General features: G+C 44.5%; 12 protein-coding genes. 5 read left to right on the top strand and 7 right to left on the bottom strand.

The genetic code is table 11. The features are described from left to right. Positions 1-55: 55 nt before the first annotated feature. Both glnE and QF117_RS08165 read right to left on the bottom strand, forming a co-directional pair. Positions 56-2,896, bottom strand: a complete 2,841-nt coding sequence (gene glnE, locus QF117_RS08170) for a bifunctional [glutamate--ammonia ligase]-adenylyl-L-tyrosine phosphorylase/[glutamate--ammonia-ligase] adenylyltransferase (protein ID WP_282389443.1) — start codon at positions 2,894-2,896, stop codon at positions 56-58. 129 nt (positions 2,897-3,025) lie between these two features. Next, positions 3,026-4,282 (bottom strand): methyl-accepting chemotaxis protein, encoded by a 1,257-nt coding sequence (locus QF117_RS08165; RefSeq protein ID WP_282388517.1) that lies wholly within the window; start codon positions 4,280-4,282, stop codon positions 3,026-3,028. A 145-nt stretch (positions 4,283-4,427) separates the two neighbouring features. On the opposite strand from QF117_RS08165, the gene QF117_RS08160 reads away from it, so the two are divergent. Then, entirely contained in the window at positions 4,428-5,225 is a 798-nt protein-coding gene (locus QF117_RS08160) for a potassium channel family protein (RefSeq protein WP_282388516.1), read from the top strand. 143 nt (positions 5,226-5,368) lie between these two features. Here QF117_RS08160 and QF117_RS08155 read toward each other — a convergent pair whose 3' ends face one another. Beyond that, positions 5,369-6,886: an inorganic triphosphatase gene (locus QF117_RS08155; protein WP_282388515.1), complete on the bottom strand. Its 1,518-nt coding sequence runs from the start codon at positions 6,884-6,886 to the stop codon at positions 5,369-5,371. Between the two features lie 205 nt (positions 6,887-7,091). On the opposite strand from QF117_RS08155, the gene QF117_RS08150 reads away from it, so the two are divergent. From QF117_RS08150 to QF117_RS08140, 3 genes are all read left to right on the top strand, one after another. Further along, a complete protein-coding gene (locus QF117_RS08150) occupies positions 7,092-7,772 on the top strand; it encodes a TIGR00153 family protein (RefSeq protein WP_282388514.1) in 681 nt (226 codons plus the stop codon). Between the two features lie 128 nt (positions 7,773-7,900). After that, entirely contained in the window at positions 7,901-9,160 is a 1,260-nt protein-coding gene (locus tag QF117_RS08145) for an inorganic phosphate transporter (RefSeq protein WP_282388513.1), read from the top strand. 157 nt (positions 9,161-9,317) lie between these two features. Beyond that, positions 9,318-9,929, top strand: coding sequence for a TIGR04211 family SH3 domain-containing protein (locus QF117_RS08140; protein ID WP_282388512.1), 612 nt, complete (start codon positions 9,318-9,320; stop codon positions 9,927-9,929). Between the two features lie 182 nt (positions 9,930-10,111). Here QF117_RS08140 and QF117_RS08135 read toward each other — a convergent pair whose 3' ends face one another. Then, positions 10,112-10,954 carry a general secretion pathway protein GspB gene (locus QF117_RS08135; protein WP_282388511.1) on the bottom strand — a complete coding sequence of 281 codons (843 nt, stop codon included), beginning with the start codon at positions 10,952-10,954 and terminating at the stop codon, positions 10,112-10,114. Beyond that, positions 10,954-12,711, bottom strand: coding sequence for an ExeA family protein (locus QF117_RS08130; protein ID WP_282389442.1), 1,758 nt, complete (start codon positions 12,709-12,711; stop codon positions 10,954-10,956). Before QF117_RS08130 ends, QF117_RS08135 begins: the two co-directional genes overlap by 1 nt. An 88-nt stretch (positions 12,712-12,799) precedes the next feature. On the opposite strand from QF117_RS08130, the gene QF117_RS08125 reads away from it, so the two are divergent. Continuing rightward, positions 12,800-14,011, top strand: coding sequence for a multifunctional CCA addition/repair protein (locus QF117_RS08125; RefSeq protein ID WP_282388510.1), 1,212 nt, complete (start codon positions 12,800-12,802; stop codon positions 14,009-14,011). Between the two features lie 205 nt (positions 14,012-14,216). Here the strand turns inward: QF117_RS08125 and eno are convergent, their stop codons facing one another. Together eno and QF117_RS08115 are read right to left on the bottom strand one after the other, a co-directional pair. After that, on the bottom strand, positions 14,217-15,515 hold the full coding sequence (eno, locus tag QF117_RS08120; RefSeq protein ID WP_282388509.1) for a phosphopyruvate hydratase: 1,299 nt from the start codon (positions 15,513-15,515) through the stop codon (positions 14,217-14,219). 92 nt (positions 15,516-15,607) lie between these two features. Continuing rightward, the gene (locus QF117_RS08115; protein WP_282388508.1) at positions 15,608-17,248 is read right to left on the bottom strand and encodes a CTP synthase; all 1,641 of its coding nucleotides are present in this window, start codon (positions 17,246-17,248) and stop codon (positions 15,608-15,610) included. Positions 17,249-17,412: the final 164 nt, after the last annotated feature.

Genomic DNA, 17,412 nt, shown 5'->3' with positions numbered 1-17,412 from the left:
TTATCACTAAACTCTCGGCTCATATTTGTACCGACTCTCAATGCCATACCCATTTTTATTCGAGCCACTGTTTCCAGGCTTGAATGACCACTTCACGCTCTTGAGTAAACTTATCTTCAGCCACATCCGCCTCCAAGTTCAGTAGATTACGGTGATGAATTTGATCGCGCATTTCGGTATATGCATTGATTAACCCCATCGCTTGTGACTCGTCCATTACACCTTGAGCGATCATGGATTCAAACAAACGAATATTGTCCGACCAACGAGAAAGCTTGGGTTTTTCATGGCTGTAATTAAGAACCAGGTATTGTGCTAAAAATTCAACATCCGTGATTCCACCAGGATCTTGCTTAAGCATAAATCGCCCCGTTTTTTTACCTCCAAGATGATCGCGCATTTTCACACGCATGTCCGCGACCTCTCTCTTCAGAGTCTCTTTCTCACGAGGTAAACACAAAATATCTTGTCGGGTTTTTGCAAACGCTTGATGAAGAGGCGCATCCCCATAGATCATCCTTGCACGCACAAGAGCTTGATGCTCCCAGGTCCAGGCGTCGTTGTGCTGATATTCGTCAAATGCTTCTGTTGGACTAACCAAAAGGCCAGAAACCCCAGATGGGCGCAGTCGAGTATCCGCTTCATATAAAATGCCAGATGCCGTTCTGGTAGAAAAAATGTGGATGATTCGTTGAGCCAGGCGAAGATAGAACTGCCTTCCATCGATTTCCTTCTTGCCGTCGGTATACACGTTTACTGGGCAGTCATGCATGAAAACAATATCAAGATCCGAATTGTAGCCAAGCTCCCATCCCCCCACTTTTCCATAACCTATGACCGCAAAACCTTTTCCGTCACGGTCTTGGACGTGAGTTGGAGCGCCAAATTTCTCCACCATTTGCTGCCATGCTTGATTGATCACAGCCGCCACGATAGCTTCAGCCAAATACGTTAAATGGTCACTGACTTCAGTGACGGGTAAGACGCCGGCGATATCCCCCGCTGCGATACGCAAAATACAAATTTGTTTAAATTGGCGCAACGCTTCCATTTGCTGCTCCATATCATCTTCTGGGATACGGGCTAAGTAATCTCTTAATTCGGTTTTGTATGAATCTAATTCCACAGGGTTGTACAACTGCTGTGGATCTATCAACTCATCAAGTAAGATTGGGTAGCGCCCAAGTTGCTCTGAAATCATAGGGCTTGCTGTACACAAGCGAACCAGTTGCGTCAGAGCCGCAGGGTGCTCATCGAGTAATTCTAAATACGTTGTTCGAGTAACAATTTTGTGCAACAAATGCAGCACTCTAGAAAGGCCAAATCGGGCATCTTTATGAGAAAAAACACTAGCAAACACTTTCGGCATTAATCGATTTAATACCTCCCTGCCTCTTGGTCCGAGCGTTTTCTTCGCCAAGTCTTTTTTGTACTGATAAATCGTTTTGGCGAGGGTTTCGGCCTCTTGTTGGGCTAAATCACTTTGCAAAATGCTTTCCACTACATCTTGTTCAGCGGCCATATCCCAAAGTTCATGAAAATGCCCAGCTATCACATCGCATTGCTCTTCGTCTTGGCCAATGAGATTTTCAAAGACCTCATGCACATTCGCCATGTGCAACGAAATCTCTTTCGTTAACAACGGGTAACTAGCAAAGCCCATTGCCGTCGCTAGCTTTAACTGTTCAATATCCGAATCGGGCAAAGTTTGAGTTTGCTTATCTCCCATCGCTTGAAGCAAGTTCTCTGTTCGACGCAAGAATGAGTAAGCGTCCGATAGTCCATTCACCTCTTTTTCTTCAAGCAGCGCGAGTTCTTTAATGGCTTGCAGTGTTTCTAACAAACCTCGACCGCGTAAACTAGGCTCTCGTCCACCACGAATAAGCTGGAAGACTTGAGCGATAAACTCGACCTCCCTGATACCACCCGCGCCAAGCTTAATGTTGTTTGTCAGTCCACGGCGCCTCACTTCGCTGCTGATCATCGATTTCATTCTGCGCAATGACTGAATCGCACTGAAATCGATGTAACGACGAAACACGAATGGACGTAACATCTGTCTTAATTCTTGGTATTCGGGGTACATTTCACTGCCCATGACCCTGGCTTTGATCATTGCATAACGTTCCCAATCTCGCCCTTGCTCTTGATAATAATCTTCAAGTGCCGCGTAACTCATGACCAATGGACCACTTTCTCCAAAAGGACGGAGCCGCATATCAACCCGGTAGCAAAAACCATCGAAGGTGTGTTGATCAAGCGCTTTGATAATTCTTTGCCCCAAACGAGTAAAGAATTGAGCATTAGCAATGCTACGCCTAGCCCCTTGGGTTTCTCCGTTTTCTGGATAGGTGAATATCAAATCAATATCGGAGGAAAAGTTAAGCTCTCCACCGCCAAGTTTCCCCATACCGATGATCAGCATTGGTTGTGCAACCCCTTCGCTATTGCAAGGTGTTCCCCATTCATTGCAACAAACCTGATATTGCCATTGATAAGTTTCAAAGATCATCGCTTCCGCTAGCTCAGACAGATGCTGTAGGCTCTCTTCAAGTGGCCAAGAAGCCAAAAAATCCCGCCAAGCAATGTACGTCATTTCACGGTTTCTAAATTGCCTAAGTACTCGATGCCCAGCCGCCTCATCGCTGCACTGCGATAATCGTTGCCTCAGGTTTTCACGATAATTAGCGTATCGCGAAGTCTCTTCGAGCATGTGTGGCAGGGCTTGAATTAACCCTTCATCTCTTGGCAGAGCATCGGCAATAAACTGGCTCAATCCCGCCATTATTCTCAGTTCATCAAGTCGATCTTTGGGCCATAGCTCAAAGCCTTTATTGGTCATTAGTGTTTCAAATACAGAATCTGAAATTGAAATAAGTGAAGGGGGCAACGACATGATTCTTCCTTGTACTGGTCTTGGGTGCATTCTACAAAAACTCATTATACCAACACCTTTATAGCAAACTTATGCCATAAAAAAACGCCCACTAGACTTAGTGAGCGTTTTTATCATCAGAACGTGAGTTTAGACTTTGAATGATGCTATTTTATGGTCTAACTCTTCAGCATTATTTTGCATGATTTCAGACGTTTCCAGTAACTCACCGATAACAAGTACCGAGGCTTCAACTAGCTCTCTAACATTGGTTAGGTTTTGATCCATTTCGCCTGCCACACTGCTCTGCTGACCTGCTGCGGTCGCGATTTGGAAATTCATATCATTAATCTGCGTTACTTGGTTAACAATACCGTCAAGCTCAGTGCCTGCATTGGTAACCAACTCGACACCTTCCGCCGCTTCCACCACGCTTTTTTCCATTAACTCAACTGCCGAGGTAGCGCTGCTTTGCAATTGACTGATCATTTCTTGAATTTCAACCGTTGCTTGTTGGGTACGTTGGGCCAAGTTTCGAACCTCATCCGCAACAACCGCAAAACCGCGGCCGGCTTCGCCAGCACGTGCAGCTTCTATCGCCGCATTCAACGCTAACAGATTGGTTTGTTCTGAAATACCTTGAATCGTGCCAACCACGCTACCAATCGCGTCAACACTCTCTTCGACCTGGTTAACGGCTCCCGCAGAGGCGCTGATGTCTTTTGCCAATGCACTCATTTTTGTCACACTGTCTTGTACAAAGCGCTGACCCGTTTGAGCTTGTCCGGATGCACTTTCGGTTAACGCTGACGCATTTTGTGCATGATCGGCGACCGTCTCAACCGTTGATCGCATTTCGCTCATTGCCGTCGCGAGCTGGTCGATCTCACTGAACTCTTCTTGCGTTGACTCTTTCGTTTCAGACATGCTTAATGTCATCACTTCCGTCAGTGCTGATAGCTCTTGTGAAGACTCAACTTGTGCCTTAATCATGTCTTGCAATTGGCGACGGGTGATTTCCAGTTCACGTGCGACATCGCCATATTCATCTTTGCAATCCATCTCGATTTCTACCGAGAGATCTTTATTGGCCATCTGCTTGATCGAATCATTCAGATACTGCGTTTGGCGCAGCATAATTCGAGCGGCTGCCAGCAATATGACAATGAAGAAGGCAATCATAATAACCGTTTGCCACACAACCTGAACCAGATAAGCTTCATAATGTTGTTGAGCAACGTCTGCGCTTGATGTTGCGACTAAAAGAGCATTATGAAACGTACTTGCATCCCACAACTGTTTGCAAACGATCAACACTGTGCTGATCACCATGAGTAAAATCATCTTTGGAACTAAACGAGTATTGGTAATTACCCGCTCCCATGGTTTGAATACCATACTAGCCATTGTCCGTTCTCCACGATTATTATTGATATTTTGCATAAGGTCGCACTCAATATATGATAAAAATCTTCAATAGACTCATGTATATTAAGTGCACTGCTTTCAACTAACGCATCAGCCCTAGTTGCTAATTTATTTCGAGCCTCGTATGAATAAAGATGATATCAAAAACGATACAAGACCCATGAGCTTATTATCACTGATACTGTCTTTTATGGCGCTATTTGTGATCTCAGGCTTATTGTTTATGCCGATCAATCCTGAAACTCGTCAGGTACTTATCGGCTTAGACACGCTGATCTGTAGTATTTTCATTCTGCAACTTTCGATGGATTTGATCCGGTCCACAAACAGAATGCAATTCATGAAAAGGCACTGGATTGATTTCCTGGCGAGCCTGCCAATGATTGAACCGCTTCGGTACGCTCGTCTGTTCTCGATACTTCGTATCATCTTGGTTATTCGCTCTGGAAGGTCTGTCTTTAGTCAGTTGTTTTCCAGCCGAAAAGAAACAACCTTAGCCTCAATTTTATTATTGTTGGTGTTTCTACTGACGATAGGTTCGAGTGTGATGCTGTTTATTGAAGGCAAAGAGCCGACGGCTAATATTCAATCAGGCGGTGATGCTTTGTGGTGGGCGCTCGTGACCATTTCCACCGTGGGCTATGGTGATCACTTCCCAGTGACCGAAGCAGGAAAAGTCGTGGCTGCGGTATTGATCATCTGTGGTGTGGGGTTATTTGGTATGATTTCAGGCTTAATCACCTCAATGATCACCTCTCCCTCGAAAGAACAAACCCAACAAAAAGAAAACAAACACCGACTATTAGAAGAGATCGTTTCACAGCAACAAATCATTATCCAACGGCTAGATCAACTGGAGCGTTCTGTGGCACTCGATAAAGCCAAAGACAAAAACAAAGACTCGGATAACACCAGCCAATAGCATGAAATTATTCATCATGATCAAGCAACGATTCACCACCGATCCATAAGCTCTTAACCAGCCAGAACCGTCGCTCTGTTTAAGCAAAAAAATAGAGCACATCAGCGCTCTAGTTTATGTTTCAGCCATCTACACAGCTCTACCTAATGCTGCCAGTATGGTTCAGCCTCGACACTGATTAAACGAGTTTGCTCCATGGCGTGCAAAATGGACGTTTCTTGGCGATCCAGCCAACGTTGAAGTTGCTCTTTTTCATCGCCTTCAAGTTTATCAACCAATCGTTCTATTGGTTTTAGCATCAGAAGATCATCAATGCCTTGCATCAAATCAGCCCAAGGGAGGCGAAAACTGTTGCGTTCATCGGCGTCATAAAGGCTGGCAAAACCCACCCCCGTATATAGATTACGCATCAATCGATACTGCTGTTCAATATATTCTAAGCTGGTTAATGCTCGTTCAGGAGGAAAGGCTTCAATCAACTCAGCCCAGGTTCTGTCTAATTGTTTGATCGAGAATGGAGAGATAGGGTGTGACATTTGGTCACGCGCTTTATCATCCAGAAACGGCTGCCAACCTCGGGTTAAGATCCACCGACTTAAATCAAGTAAGATCCCCGTGTAACGGGCTGAAGAGAGTAATGTCATCACATCATTTCGAGTTGGCAATGAATCTTGAACTTCTTTCAACTCAGACACCAAAAACTTACGCGCTTCTAATTTTCTGAGTACGTGGCCTTTGTCTTCTAATAAATCCTCGAGGTAGTCATATTGCTTTAACCAATCTAACTCTTGCTCTAACCACTTCAATTCTTGTCGTAAAATGGCACTGGCGCGCCTAGGAACAATGCCACCATAAATAGTCAGTGTCTGGCGTATAAAGCTGAGTGAATGGCGAATTTCATGCAACGCTTGGATAGATTCTCGTTCTGAGTATATTTGCTCGTGGTAATGCCAGTGGGATAAGGCATGCTCTAGCGAATTTACAAAGCAAGACTCGACAGTGTCGTTGCGATTCGTTTCAACTAAAGAAAGCGGCTTCACTTCATCGGCTATATAACCCAATGCGAGTCGGTAACCCCGAGCGGCTTTGCTCAAATTCCCCAAGCGCATCCCCCCATGCTCACTAAATTGACGAGCTAAGGTAAAAAGAGCATCGGTTTGCCCTGATTTCAATTCAAACTCAACTTCGCAAATAGGGTCGTGCTTGTCACCAGAGACAACGTCACCCAGATCAAATGCAACTTCCACCTGGCTGCCATCCGCCATGCCAATTAGCCATTGCTCTCGGTTAAAGTTGGTTGAAAAAAGAGGGATGAGCTGTTCCTGTAATGTGTCTACATCTCGCTGTGGGGGCCAAATATCTTGAGGGTGCAATGAAAGCAGTGGGGAGTTACAAGTATGCTCAGCGTTAAATTCCGGTCGCTGGTGCAACCCTGCAACAACACGACCCGCTGTTTTTACCGTTTGAATAAAAACATCATCAAAACGTCGAATACGTAAGCCGGTATCATGTTGACGTAACCAATGATCTGGCGTGTCAAAATAGGTATTTCCTAACTCTCGGCTACTGTGCTGAAGCACTTTCATGTCAGCGATCTTTTCTCTTAAGATTTCTGAAAATTCGGGTGAAACAAAAAACTTCAGTTCTATCTCGGTTTCCATAACTGTACCTTTCAAAGCAGATATCAACAGGATATTGCCAATATCGTTACTGGGCAAGCAAGAAATATCACCTTAATGATGATCTAAAACAGTTTTAATGAGTGATTTTATGGGGTAACATGCGCGCCTTTATAGCCATCGTTCAACATTTCGCCATGAAATGGTGTATGTTCTTTTTAGGTTATATTTAACAGGTTGAATGGCCATGCCAGTAAATACAATAATGGGGTTATTTGCAAAGTCCCCTATTAAGCCTTTGCAGCGCCACGTAGTGTGCGTTAATGAGTGTTGCTCTCATCTGGTTAACTTTTTTGAAGTGTCTTCAAAAGGTGACTGGGAAAAAGCAGCAGAAATTCGTGCTCAAATTTCTCATTTAGAGAAAGAAGCCGATGTGCTAAAGCGTGAAATTCGCCTCAAACTTCCTCGCGGTTTGTTTATGCCTGTCGATCGTACCGACATGCTTGAGCTTTTGACTCAACAAGACAAGCTTGCCAATTTAGCCAAAGACATTTCTGGCCGAGTTTACGGTCGTCGTTTGGTGATTCCTGAAACTCTTCAAGAGAATTTCATCGTTTATGTTAAGCGTTGTCTCGATGCAGCTAATCAAGCTCAAAAAGTGATTAATGAGCTGGACGAGCTTCTTGAAACTGGCTTTAAAGGCCGTGAAGTAACGCTTGTTGCAGAAATGATTCATCAACTTGATCTAATTGAAGACGATACTGATACCATTCAGGTTCAGCTTCGTCAGCAGTTAATGGCCGTTGAGTCCGAATATAACCCGATTGACGTTATGTTCTTATACAAAATTCTAGAGTGGGTTGGTGGCATAGCCGATCAAGCACAGCGTGTAGGCGCTCGTCTTGAAGTTATGCTTTCTCGCTCTTAAATCACAGATAATTCAATAACGAAGAGCACGATATAAACGCACAGATTAGGCGATGAGTATTTTCATCGCTGATGGGTTTGTCGCGTCTAAATTTTGTTCCGATTTTTATTACACAATTAGGTATAACGATGGATATCATTGCTAACCACGGCACGCTACTGATTATTATTGCTGCCGCTTTTGGTCTTTTAATGGCTATTGGTATAGGTGCAAATGACGTTGCGAACGCAATGGGCACCTCAGTAGGTTCCAAAGCACTTACAGTAAAACAAGCGATCATCATCGCGATGATCTTTGAGTTTGCAGGGGCATACCTTGCTGGTGGCGAAGTAACGGATACGATTCGCAAAGGCGTTATCGATACTGCGCTGTTTGCCCATCAGCCCGATGTTTTAGTGTTTGGTATGCTGTCTGCGTTATTAGCGGCAGGTACTTGGCTATTACTCGCATCTTACATGGGATGGCCGGTTTCTACGACTCACTCTATCATCGGTGCCATCATCGGTTTTGCTTGTGTCTCTGTTGGTACAGAAGCCGTAGACTGGAGCTCTGTGCAAGGTATTGTGGGCAGCTGGCTTGTTACGCCTCTAATCTCTGGCTTTTTCGCCTACATGATTTTTGTCAGTGCCCAACGCCTAATTTTTGATACAGAGAACCCTCTGTTTAATGCTAAACGATTCGTCCCTGTGTACATGTTCATCACAACGATGGTCATTGCACTCGTGACAATCAAAAAAGGCTTAAAGCACGTAGGCTTGCACCTTAGTAATGGTGACGCTTGGATGTGGGCAGCCGCCTTCTCTACTGTCATCATGGTTGGCGGCTACCTGTATATCCATAAGAAATTTGCGAACCGCGAAGAAGATCATGGGTTTGCTGGTGTTGAAGGCATCTTCACTGTTCTGATGGTTATCACCGCTTGTGCGATGGCATTTGCTCACGGCTCAAACGACGTTGCTAATGCAATCGGTCCATTGTCAGCCATTGTTTCAACCGTAGAACATATGGGTGAAATCACGGGCAAAACTCAGATTGCATGGTGGATTCTTCCTCTAGGCGGTTTTGGTATTGTTATTGGTCTTGCAACCCTTGGTCGCCGAGTCATGGCTACTGTGGGTACAGGTATTACTGAACTAACACCAAGCCGCGGATTTGCCGCTCAGTTGGCGACAGCGTGTACTGTGGTTCTAGCATCGGGTACTGGCTTACCAATCTCGACAACACAAACGTTAGTGGGTGCGGTATTAGGGGTAGGTTTTGCTCGTGGTATTGGCGCTCTAAACCTAGGTGTTGTACGAAACATCGTAGCATCTTGGATAGTGACACTGCCTGCTGGTGCACTTCTAGCCGTTGTATTCTTCTATGCAATTCAAGGCATGTTTGTTTAATTTCTGAATTTTTGGTTTGTAAGCGTAACGTCATTATTGACTCAAACGCACAGAAAGGGAGGCTTTGCCTCCCTTCTTTGTTGCATGGCCCCACGAAAATTCATACTATCTGTCCAATAGAAATATTAATATCATCAAGATTGTTAAAGGATTTACTGTGAAAAAACTGATTTGCATGGTTTTGGTCTCTCTTATGGCCATCCCCGCAGCTTTTGCTCAAGACCGCTACATCGCTGATAAACTGTTTACTTACATGCACTCAGGACCCAATAATCAGTTTCGTATTATTGGCAGTATAGATGCTGGTGATAAAGTCAAACTGCTCTCATCCAATAAAGATACGGGATACAGCGAAATTCTTGATTCGAAAGGCCGCAAAGGTTGGGTTGAAACTCGATTTGTCACACGCCAAGAAAGTATGGCGATGCGCTTACCTAAACTTGAAAAAGAACTGACCACGGTTAAAGCTCAACTTTCCAACGCTCGAGATAATGCTGATAGCGAAAAAGCAGGACTGATTGACTCTCTTGAAGTGCGTAATCAACAAATTTCTGAACTTGAGCAAAATTACAGTGATATCAGCAAACAACTGACGGCTTCTCAAACCGAAGTTCGTGAACTGCGCGCTCGTATCGACACACAAAAAGAAGACTTACTGCTTAAATACTTTATGTATGGTGGTGGTGTCGCAGGCGGCGGTTTGCTATTTGGTTTGCTACTTCCGCACATTATCCCTCGTCGTAAGAAATCACCAAACGGCTGGGCTTAATTGAGTTGAACTAAGTTCATAGTGAAACCATGCAACATTGATTAAAAAGGTCACATCAGTGACCTTTTTTAATCGCATTATTTTTCAATCGCCGTGCTCTCTATACAATCGTTAATCTGCGGATTGATCCTACTGATTGAAAATGGCTGCCTACCACTTCAAAAGTTATCACCCCTATTTTTCTAGCCTTTCCAGTCGTACAAGGCAGGAATTTCAATCAACTGGCCTTCATAGTTGATCATGCAGTAACGCTGCTTTATCTCAACCAGAGTCACTAAGTCGTTTATCTTATCGCCCTCAACAAATTCACTGCCATTGATCTTAACCCAGCGTTTGTCGACTTGACTTGAGTAAACATGAGTTTGAAAGTTCATCGCAGGTAGTAACCCTTGAAAGTCAGCGCCACTTTGTACCAATTTGACGGAACTGATACTCAGGCCCTGACTTGAAGTGTCTTGGGTATTGGCACTGAAAGCCTCAGTGGACGGAGAGCCTCCCTTTTCATTCGACAACACAGACTGCACTCTAAATGCGATCTCGGGTGAAAACTGACTTAGGTCGAGCTCAGACAGGTGCTCAAGAGCTAAAACATCGGCCTCTTCCGCTTTCTCTTTCTGCGTGGCATGCCCCACGATTCTTGTATTACTTGTTTCTGCATGCGCATCTTCTTCCTCTATAGGAAAGGTCTGTATCGTGTCTACAATGGAGATTTGTTCCTCTGAGCGGTAGGTGGTTTTTAAGGTTGTAATCGGTAAGTGAGGCAATACCGTAAAGCCACTTTCAACTTCAATAATGTCAGGAATAACCTGAATCTCTGAGGAACTCTTCGCGTTTTTATGGGGATTAGCGCTATAACCAAGCCAAGTCACCGTTAGCGCCACTGGCAGAATAAAACTCATCACAACCATCAATCTTGATGCTCTTGGTCGTGAAGCCGAGGAAGCACTCACCTTGTTGCTGGGCAAAGCTTCATATCGTTGATGATGTTGTTCTGAAATTTTCAGTGCTTTTAATATCTCAGACATCAGTGACTCTCTCTTAGTACTAATCGACTTGGTATGACGGCTTCAGACTTGGCTTTCGCTAAATGAAGCATCGAATCACGACCCACCGAAGTGTCAATAATCGCAGTCCGAATCATCGAACGCTCTAAAGCAACCGAGCTCTGCTTTTTCGCCGTTGACGCTTGCAAGGAAGGGGCGTTTTCTTGAGTCTGTAACTCCAGTACTTTTAGAGTTTGTTTCCCTGCAATACCATCCACTTCTATACCCTGCCAGCGTTGAAATACTTTTACTTTTGTTTCTAACCCTTCATCGAAGGTTGATGAGTTACTCGCGCTCTCACCTAGCAATGCAGACAGTTTGCGATCCAACTGAGAAATAGGTTCACCCGACATGCCTTTTTTTAACATTTGTTGAAATTCAGATCGCCAAACATAATGATACCTTCCAGTCCAAATTGATTTAAGCCACCGCAGATCGAAACGTACTCTTTGATCGTTGAATAACAGCTCAATGGTGTCATCATTATGTGCCCGATAAAGAACCGCATAACTCCCGTTCAATCCGATATCTAAATGAAGCACCACAGGCAAATTCAAAGCGAGTAAGTCCTCCCAAACACCGTCGTCATATTCGCAGTTAAAAAGTCGAAACGCCGATTCAGAGGGCATGCACAATTGATCAAGCACACTCGCTTGGTATCCCCACACCTGATACAAGTCTACGATACTTTGCTCTAGGCTTGATGACTGCATAAGCTGCTGTTCTAAGTGAGGTGAGAAAACTTCCCGAGTTATCTGGGGAGGCGTAATAGCAACTGATTCCGTTGCAAACCCATTATCTATCAGCTTATCTAAACCATGAGGCGCCCACCAATAAATACCCAAAGAGGCGATGATACCAAGGGTTAAACTGATCATAACAGGACGATAACGACTCACGGAGGGTATTGGGTCAGTGAGGGCAAAAGAAGGCTGGAATAGCATGACGTCATTACAAGCCTGCTGAATAAGAGGCAGGTTGAGCTGCTTGATTCCCGACTGATACGCGGACTTCAACGCCGCATCACACACTAGGTTGATCAGTCTTGGGATCCCTTGCGTTTGAACTGAAATGTACTTCATTCCGTTATTCGGAAACAGTGAGCTATCGCCTCCAGCCGTTTCAAGACGAAACTGTATATACTTAACGCCTTCTTTGACCGTTAAAGGCAGCAAGTGATAACGACCTGTAATTCTTTGTGCCAGTTGACGCAGTTGAGGGACTTTCAGTTTTTCCTGAAGTTCTGGTTGGCCAATCAGCAATACTTTGAGCAATTTATGGCTGTCGGTTTCAAGGTTAGTCAATAAGCGCAGTTGCTCTAATACATCGGCGGCCAAATGCTGAGCTTCATCAATCACCAGCAAGGTTTGAATACCTTGCGCATGGTTTGCCAGTAAGAACTGGTAAATGGCTTGGCTCAATTGCTTCAAAGAGGCCGCGTTAGGGTATGGGACCGAAAATTCATCACAAATCGCTTCGAGCAGTTCAACATCAGAGAATGTGGGATTCAGAATAAGCCCCGCTTTTGTCTCAATGCCGAGGTTGGCGAGCATCACTTTTGCAACCGTGGTTTTACCTGTACCTACCTCTCCGGTGAGCATAGCAAAGCCCCCACCTTCGCCCAGCCCTGCCTCTAAATGCTGAATAGCTTCTTTATGGCGTTGACTTAAAAATAGATAACGAGAATTGGGAACAATGGAGAATGGAGGCTGGCTAAAAGAAAAAAAGTCGTGATACATCATTCTCATCTCTATAATTTAGTGGGTTAAGAAAGTACCATTACTCACAGTAAACGCCAATGGCAAACAAAACATTCAAGGGTTTAACGTGCAAGTATACTTAGTCGGTGGCGCTGTCCGCGATCAATTACTCAATATCGATGTCTATGACAAAGACTGGGTTGTTGTTGGTAGTAGCCCTCATGAAATGCTCGCTCAAGGGTTTAGCGCCGTTGGAAAAGATTTCCCCGTGTTTCTCCACCCTAAAACAAAACAAGAGCACGCTCTTGCTCGTACAGAGCGAAAAACAGGTACTGGTTACAAAGGCTTCGAGTGTTATTTCTCTGCTGACGTCACTTTAGAAGAGGATCTTCTTCGGCGAGACCTAACCATCAACGCCATTGCGCAAGATAAGCAAGGCAACTACATCGACCCTTATGGCGGGCAAAAAGATTTAGACCAGCGGATCTTACGTCACGTTTCTGATGCCTTTACTGAAGATCCTCTCAGAGTGCTTCGAGTGGCTCGTTTTGCCGCAAAACTAAAACACCTTGATTTCTCCATTGCCCCTGAAACCATGGCACTGATGAAAACCATCAGTGCCTCAGGTGAACTGGAACAGTTAACCGCAGAACGCGTTTGGCAAGAGTGGCATAAATCACTATCGACCAATAATCCTCAAGAGTTTCTTTCCGTTTTACAAGAATGTGGCGCTTTGAACGTTGTCATTCCTGAAATTTCTCGCCTATTTGGTGTGCCACAACCAGAAAAGTGGCACCCGGAAATAGACACCGGCATACATACTTTGATGGTGGCCCAACAAGCGGCGTTGCTCTCTCCTTCATTACCGGTGCGCTTTGCTTCGCAAGTCCATGATTTAGGCAAAGGAATAACGCCAGAAAAAGAGTGGCCTAGCCATAAAATGCACTGCCATACCGGAATCAAGCTGATCAAGACTCTCTGTAACCGAGTTCGTGTACCCAATGAGTTTAAAGAGTTGGCTGTACTTGTCTGTGAACAGCATTCCAACATTCATCGAGCAGATGAATTAAAAGCCAGTACCAAGTTAAAAATACTCAATAAATTTGATGTATGGCGCAAGCCCGAAAGGCTCAATGACATTTTACTGTGCTGCATGGCTGATAGCCGAGGAAGAACAGGGTTTGAAGATATTGATTACCCTCAAAAGGCTATTTTTGAATCGGCTTATAAAGCGGCGTTAAGTGTCAATGTTCAAGATATTATTTCAGATGGTTTTAGTGGCAAAGACATCCGAGCTGAAATGGATAAGAGACGTATCGAAGCGATTGAACTCACCTAGAAAGAGTCTATTTCTAAAGCCATGTTTCTGATTCAATGACGACCCATAGCACTCTGATGGCACTGTATTGATTCATGTTTCACCCTTCGTACATGGCAATGTGCACTGTTTGAAGAATGTGTCACACGCAAAAAAAAACGCCTCACCGAAGTGAAGCGTTTAAAGCCTTAAGCGAATAATTCGTTAGGTTAAAAACCGAGTAGAATTATTGACCTTTAACTTCTTTAAGACCGTTGTAAGGAGCTTTAGAACCTAGAGCTTCTTCGATACGGATTAGTTGGTTGTACTTAGCAACACGGTCAGAACGGCTCATAGAACCAGTTTTGATTTGACCTGCAGCAGTACCTACCGCTAGATCAGCGATAGTTGCATCTTCAGTTTCGCCAGAACGGTGAGAGATTACTGCAGTGTAGCCAGCGTCTTTAGCCATCTTGATAGCAGCTAGAGTCTCAGTTAGAGAACCGATTTGGTTGAACTTGATAAGGATAGAGTTAGCTACGCCTTTCTCGATACCTTCAGCAAGAATCTTAGTGTTTGTAACGAACAGATCGTCACCAACGATTTGAAGCTTGTTGCCTAGAAGTTCAGTTTGGTGCTTGAAGCCATCCCAATCTGACTCGTCAAGACCGTCTTCGATAGAAACGATTGGGAAGTTGTTCGCTAGCTCAGCTAGGTAGTGGTTGAACTCTTCAGAAGTGAAAGTTTTACCTTCGCCCTTCATGTTGTAGATGCCAGCTTCTTTGTCGAAGAACTCAGATGCTGCACAGTCCATAGCAAGAGTAACGTCTTTACCTAGTTCGTAACCAGCAGCTGCAACAGCTTCTGCGATAACTTCTAGCGCTTCAGCGTTAGATTTAAGGTTAGGAGCGAAACCACCTTCATCACCAACTGCAGTGCTGTAGCCTTTAGACTTAAGAACTTTAGCTAGGTTGTGGAATACTTCAGCGCCGATGCGTAGACCTTCTTTAAGAGTCTTAGCGCCAACTGGTTGGATCATGAACTCTTGGATGTCAACGTTGTTATCAGCGTGCTCACCACCGTTGATGATGTTCATCATTGGTAGAGGCATAGAGAACTGACCAGCAGTACCGTTTAGCTCAGCGATGTGCTCAAATAAAGGCATGCCTTTAGCAGAAGCAGCCGCTTTAGCGTTCGCTAGAGAAACAGCTAGGATAGCGTTAGCACCGAACTTAGATTTGTTCTCAGTTCCGTCAAGGTCGATCATCACTTGGTCAACGTCAGCTTGAGCTTTTGCGTCTTTACCAACTAGAGCTTCAGCGATTGGGCCGTTTACAGCTTCAATAGCTTTAAGAACACCTTTACCTAGGAAACGTGATTTGTCACCGTCACGTAGCTCAAGAGCTTCGCGAGAACCAGTAGATGCGCCAGATGGAGCAGCAGCCATACCTACGAAACCGCCTTCTAGGTGTACTTCAGCTTCTACAGTTGGGTTACCACGTGAATCAATAATTTCACGACCTAGAACTTTAACGATCTTAGACATTGAATGTTTCCTTCTCGTTGAATATATAAATGTCAAATTAAAAGCAGCAACATAATTCTTATATCGCCGCCTGTATTCCTTACTTCAAAATCTTATTTTTCAAATTCACCGCGTTGATAATCACCAGCAGCTTTTACAAAGCCTTCAAACAGTGGGTGACCATCACGTGGGGTTGAAGTGAACTCTGGGTGGAACTGAGCGGCCACAAACCACGGGTGCTCTGGGTTCTCGATAACCTCAACTAACTTCTTGTCCGCCGACAAACCAGACACTTTTAGGCCTGCTTTTTCAATTTGTGGACGAAGGTTATTGTTCACTTCGTAACGGTGACGGTGACGTTCATGGATCGTCGCGCTACCGTAAAGTTCATAAGCTTTCGTGCCTTTCGCAAGGTGACAAAGCTGTGAACCAAGACGCATAGTACCACCTAGATCTGAAGTTTCAGTACGTTCTTCAACTTTACCTTCACCATCAACCCATTCAGTGATCAATCCTACTACAGGGTACTTCGTCTCTTTGTTAAATTCTGTTGAATGCGCACCTTCAAGACCTGCAACATTACGTGCATACTCGATAAGGGCCACTTGCATACCAAGACAGATACCAAGATAAGGTACTTTGTTTTCACGAGCGTATTGAGCCGCTAAAATCTTGCCTTCAATACCACGGTCACCAAAGCCACCAGGAACTAAAATAGCATCAAGACCTTCTAGAGTTTCAAAACCTTTCGACTCTACATCTTGTGAGTCTACATATTTAATGGTCACACTTAATCGGTTTTTCAAGCCTGCATGTTTTAATGCTTCGTTCACTGACTTGTAGGCATCAGGAAGCTCGATGTATTTACCCACCATGCCGATAGTCACTTCGGCTGTTGGATTGGCTTCCTCATAAATAACTTGTTCCCATTCAGAAAGATCCGCTTCAGGCGCATCAATACCAAAGCGTTGACACACTAGGTCATCAGTACCTTGAGCTTTAATTAACTGTGGGATTTTGTAGATTGAATCTACGTCTTTCATTGAGATAACCGCTTTTTCTTGTACGTTACAGAAAAGAGCAATTTTCTTACGTTCGTTTGCAGGGATAACACGGTCGCTACGACAAACCAAAATATCAGGTTGGATACCGATAGACAGAAGTTCTTTCACTGAGTGCTGTGTTGGTTTGGTTTTCACTTCACCTGCGGCAGCTAGGTAAGGAACTAACGTTAGGTGCATAAACATTGCACGCTCACGACCAAGTTCAACCGCTAGCTGACGGATAGCTTCCATGAATGGTAGAGATTCGATATCACCGACTGTTCCACCCACTTCAACGATAGCTATATCGTGGCCTTCAGAGCCGGCAATGACGCGGTCTTTGATGGCATTAGTGATGTGTGGGATAACCTGAATCGTTGCACCTAGGTAGTCACCGCGGCGTTCTTTGCGTAGAACGTCTGCGTAAACACGACCGGCTGTGAAGTTGTTGCGCTTAGTCATCTTGGTACGAATGAAACGCTCGTAGTGACCAAGGTCAAGGTCAGTTTCAGCGCCATCTTCGGTAACGAACACTTCACCATGCTGAGTTGGGCTCATCGTGCCCGGATCAACGTTGATGTAAGGGTCAAGCTTCATCATGGTCACTTTAAGGCCACGAGCTTCTAAAATAGCAGCCAAAGATGCTGCTGCAATACCTTTACCTAGAGAGGATACAACCCCGCCAGTAACAAAAATGTAATTTGTCGTCATGTTTAACCTGAAATTGGTTGAATGAGGGAAATGGACTACTTCTGGACGGGGTATAAATATACCAGAAGCCCCTTATCGCCACAACGTGAAATCTATCACACTGTGGTTTTTTATTTTTTGCTCCAAATCAAATTGTTTAACCACTTTTAAGTTAGTCAATATTC

It is taken from the genome of Vibrio sp. YMD68 (genome assembly GCF_029958905.1).
Lineage (GTDB): Bacteria > Pseudomonadota > Gammaproteobacteria > Enterobacterales > Vibrionaceae > Vibrio.
The sequence above is the reverse complement of the archived record's forward strand: the minus strand, read 5'-3'. Positions and strand labels throughout refer to the sequence as shown.

Bases quoted from the DNA above. Each gene is read 5' to 3' on its own strand.
- glnE (WP_282389443.1), bottom strand. From the start codon at position 2,896: ATGTCGTTGCCCCCTTCACTTATTTCAATTTCAGATTCTGTATTTGAA.
- QF117_RS08165 (WP_282388517.1), bottom strand. From the start codon at position 4,282: ATGGCTAGTATGGTATTCAAACCATGGGAGCGGGTAATTACCAATACT.
- QF117_RS08160 (WP_282388516.1), top strand. From the start codon at position 4,428: ATGAATAAAGATGATATCAAAAACGATACAAGACCCATGAGCTTATTA.
- QF117_RS08155 (WP_282388515.1), bottom strand. From the start codon at position 6,886: ATGGAAACCGAGATAGAACTGAAGTTTTTTGTTTCACCCGAATTTTCA.
- QF117_RS08150 (WP_282388514.1), top strand. From the start codon at position 7,092: ATGCCAGTAAATACAATAATGGGGTTATTTGCAAAGTCCCCTATTAAG.
- QF117_RS08145 (WP_282388513.1), top strand. From the start codon at position 7,901: ATGGATATCATTGCTAACCACGGCACGCTACTGATTATTATTGCTGCC.
- QF117_RS08135 (WP_282388511.1), bottom strand. From the start codon at position 10,954: ATGTCTGAGATATTAAAAGCACTGAAAATTTCAGAACAACATCATCAA.
- QF117_RS08130 (WP_282389442.1), bottom strand. From the start codon at position 12,711: ATGTATCACGACTTTTTTTCTTTTAGCCAGCCTCCATTCTCCATTGTT.
- eno (WP_282388509.1), bottom strand. From the start codon at position 15,515: ATGTCTAAGATCGTTAAAGTTCTAGGTCGTGAAATTATTGATTCACGT.
- QF117_RS08115 (WP_282388508.1), bottom strand. From the start codon at position 17,248: ATGACGACAAATTACATTTTTGTTACTGGCGGGGTTGTATCCTCTCTA.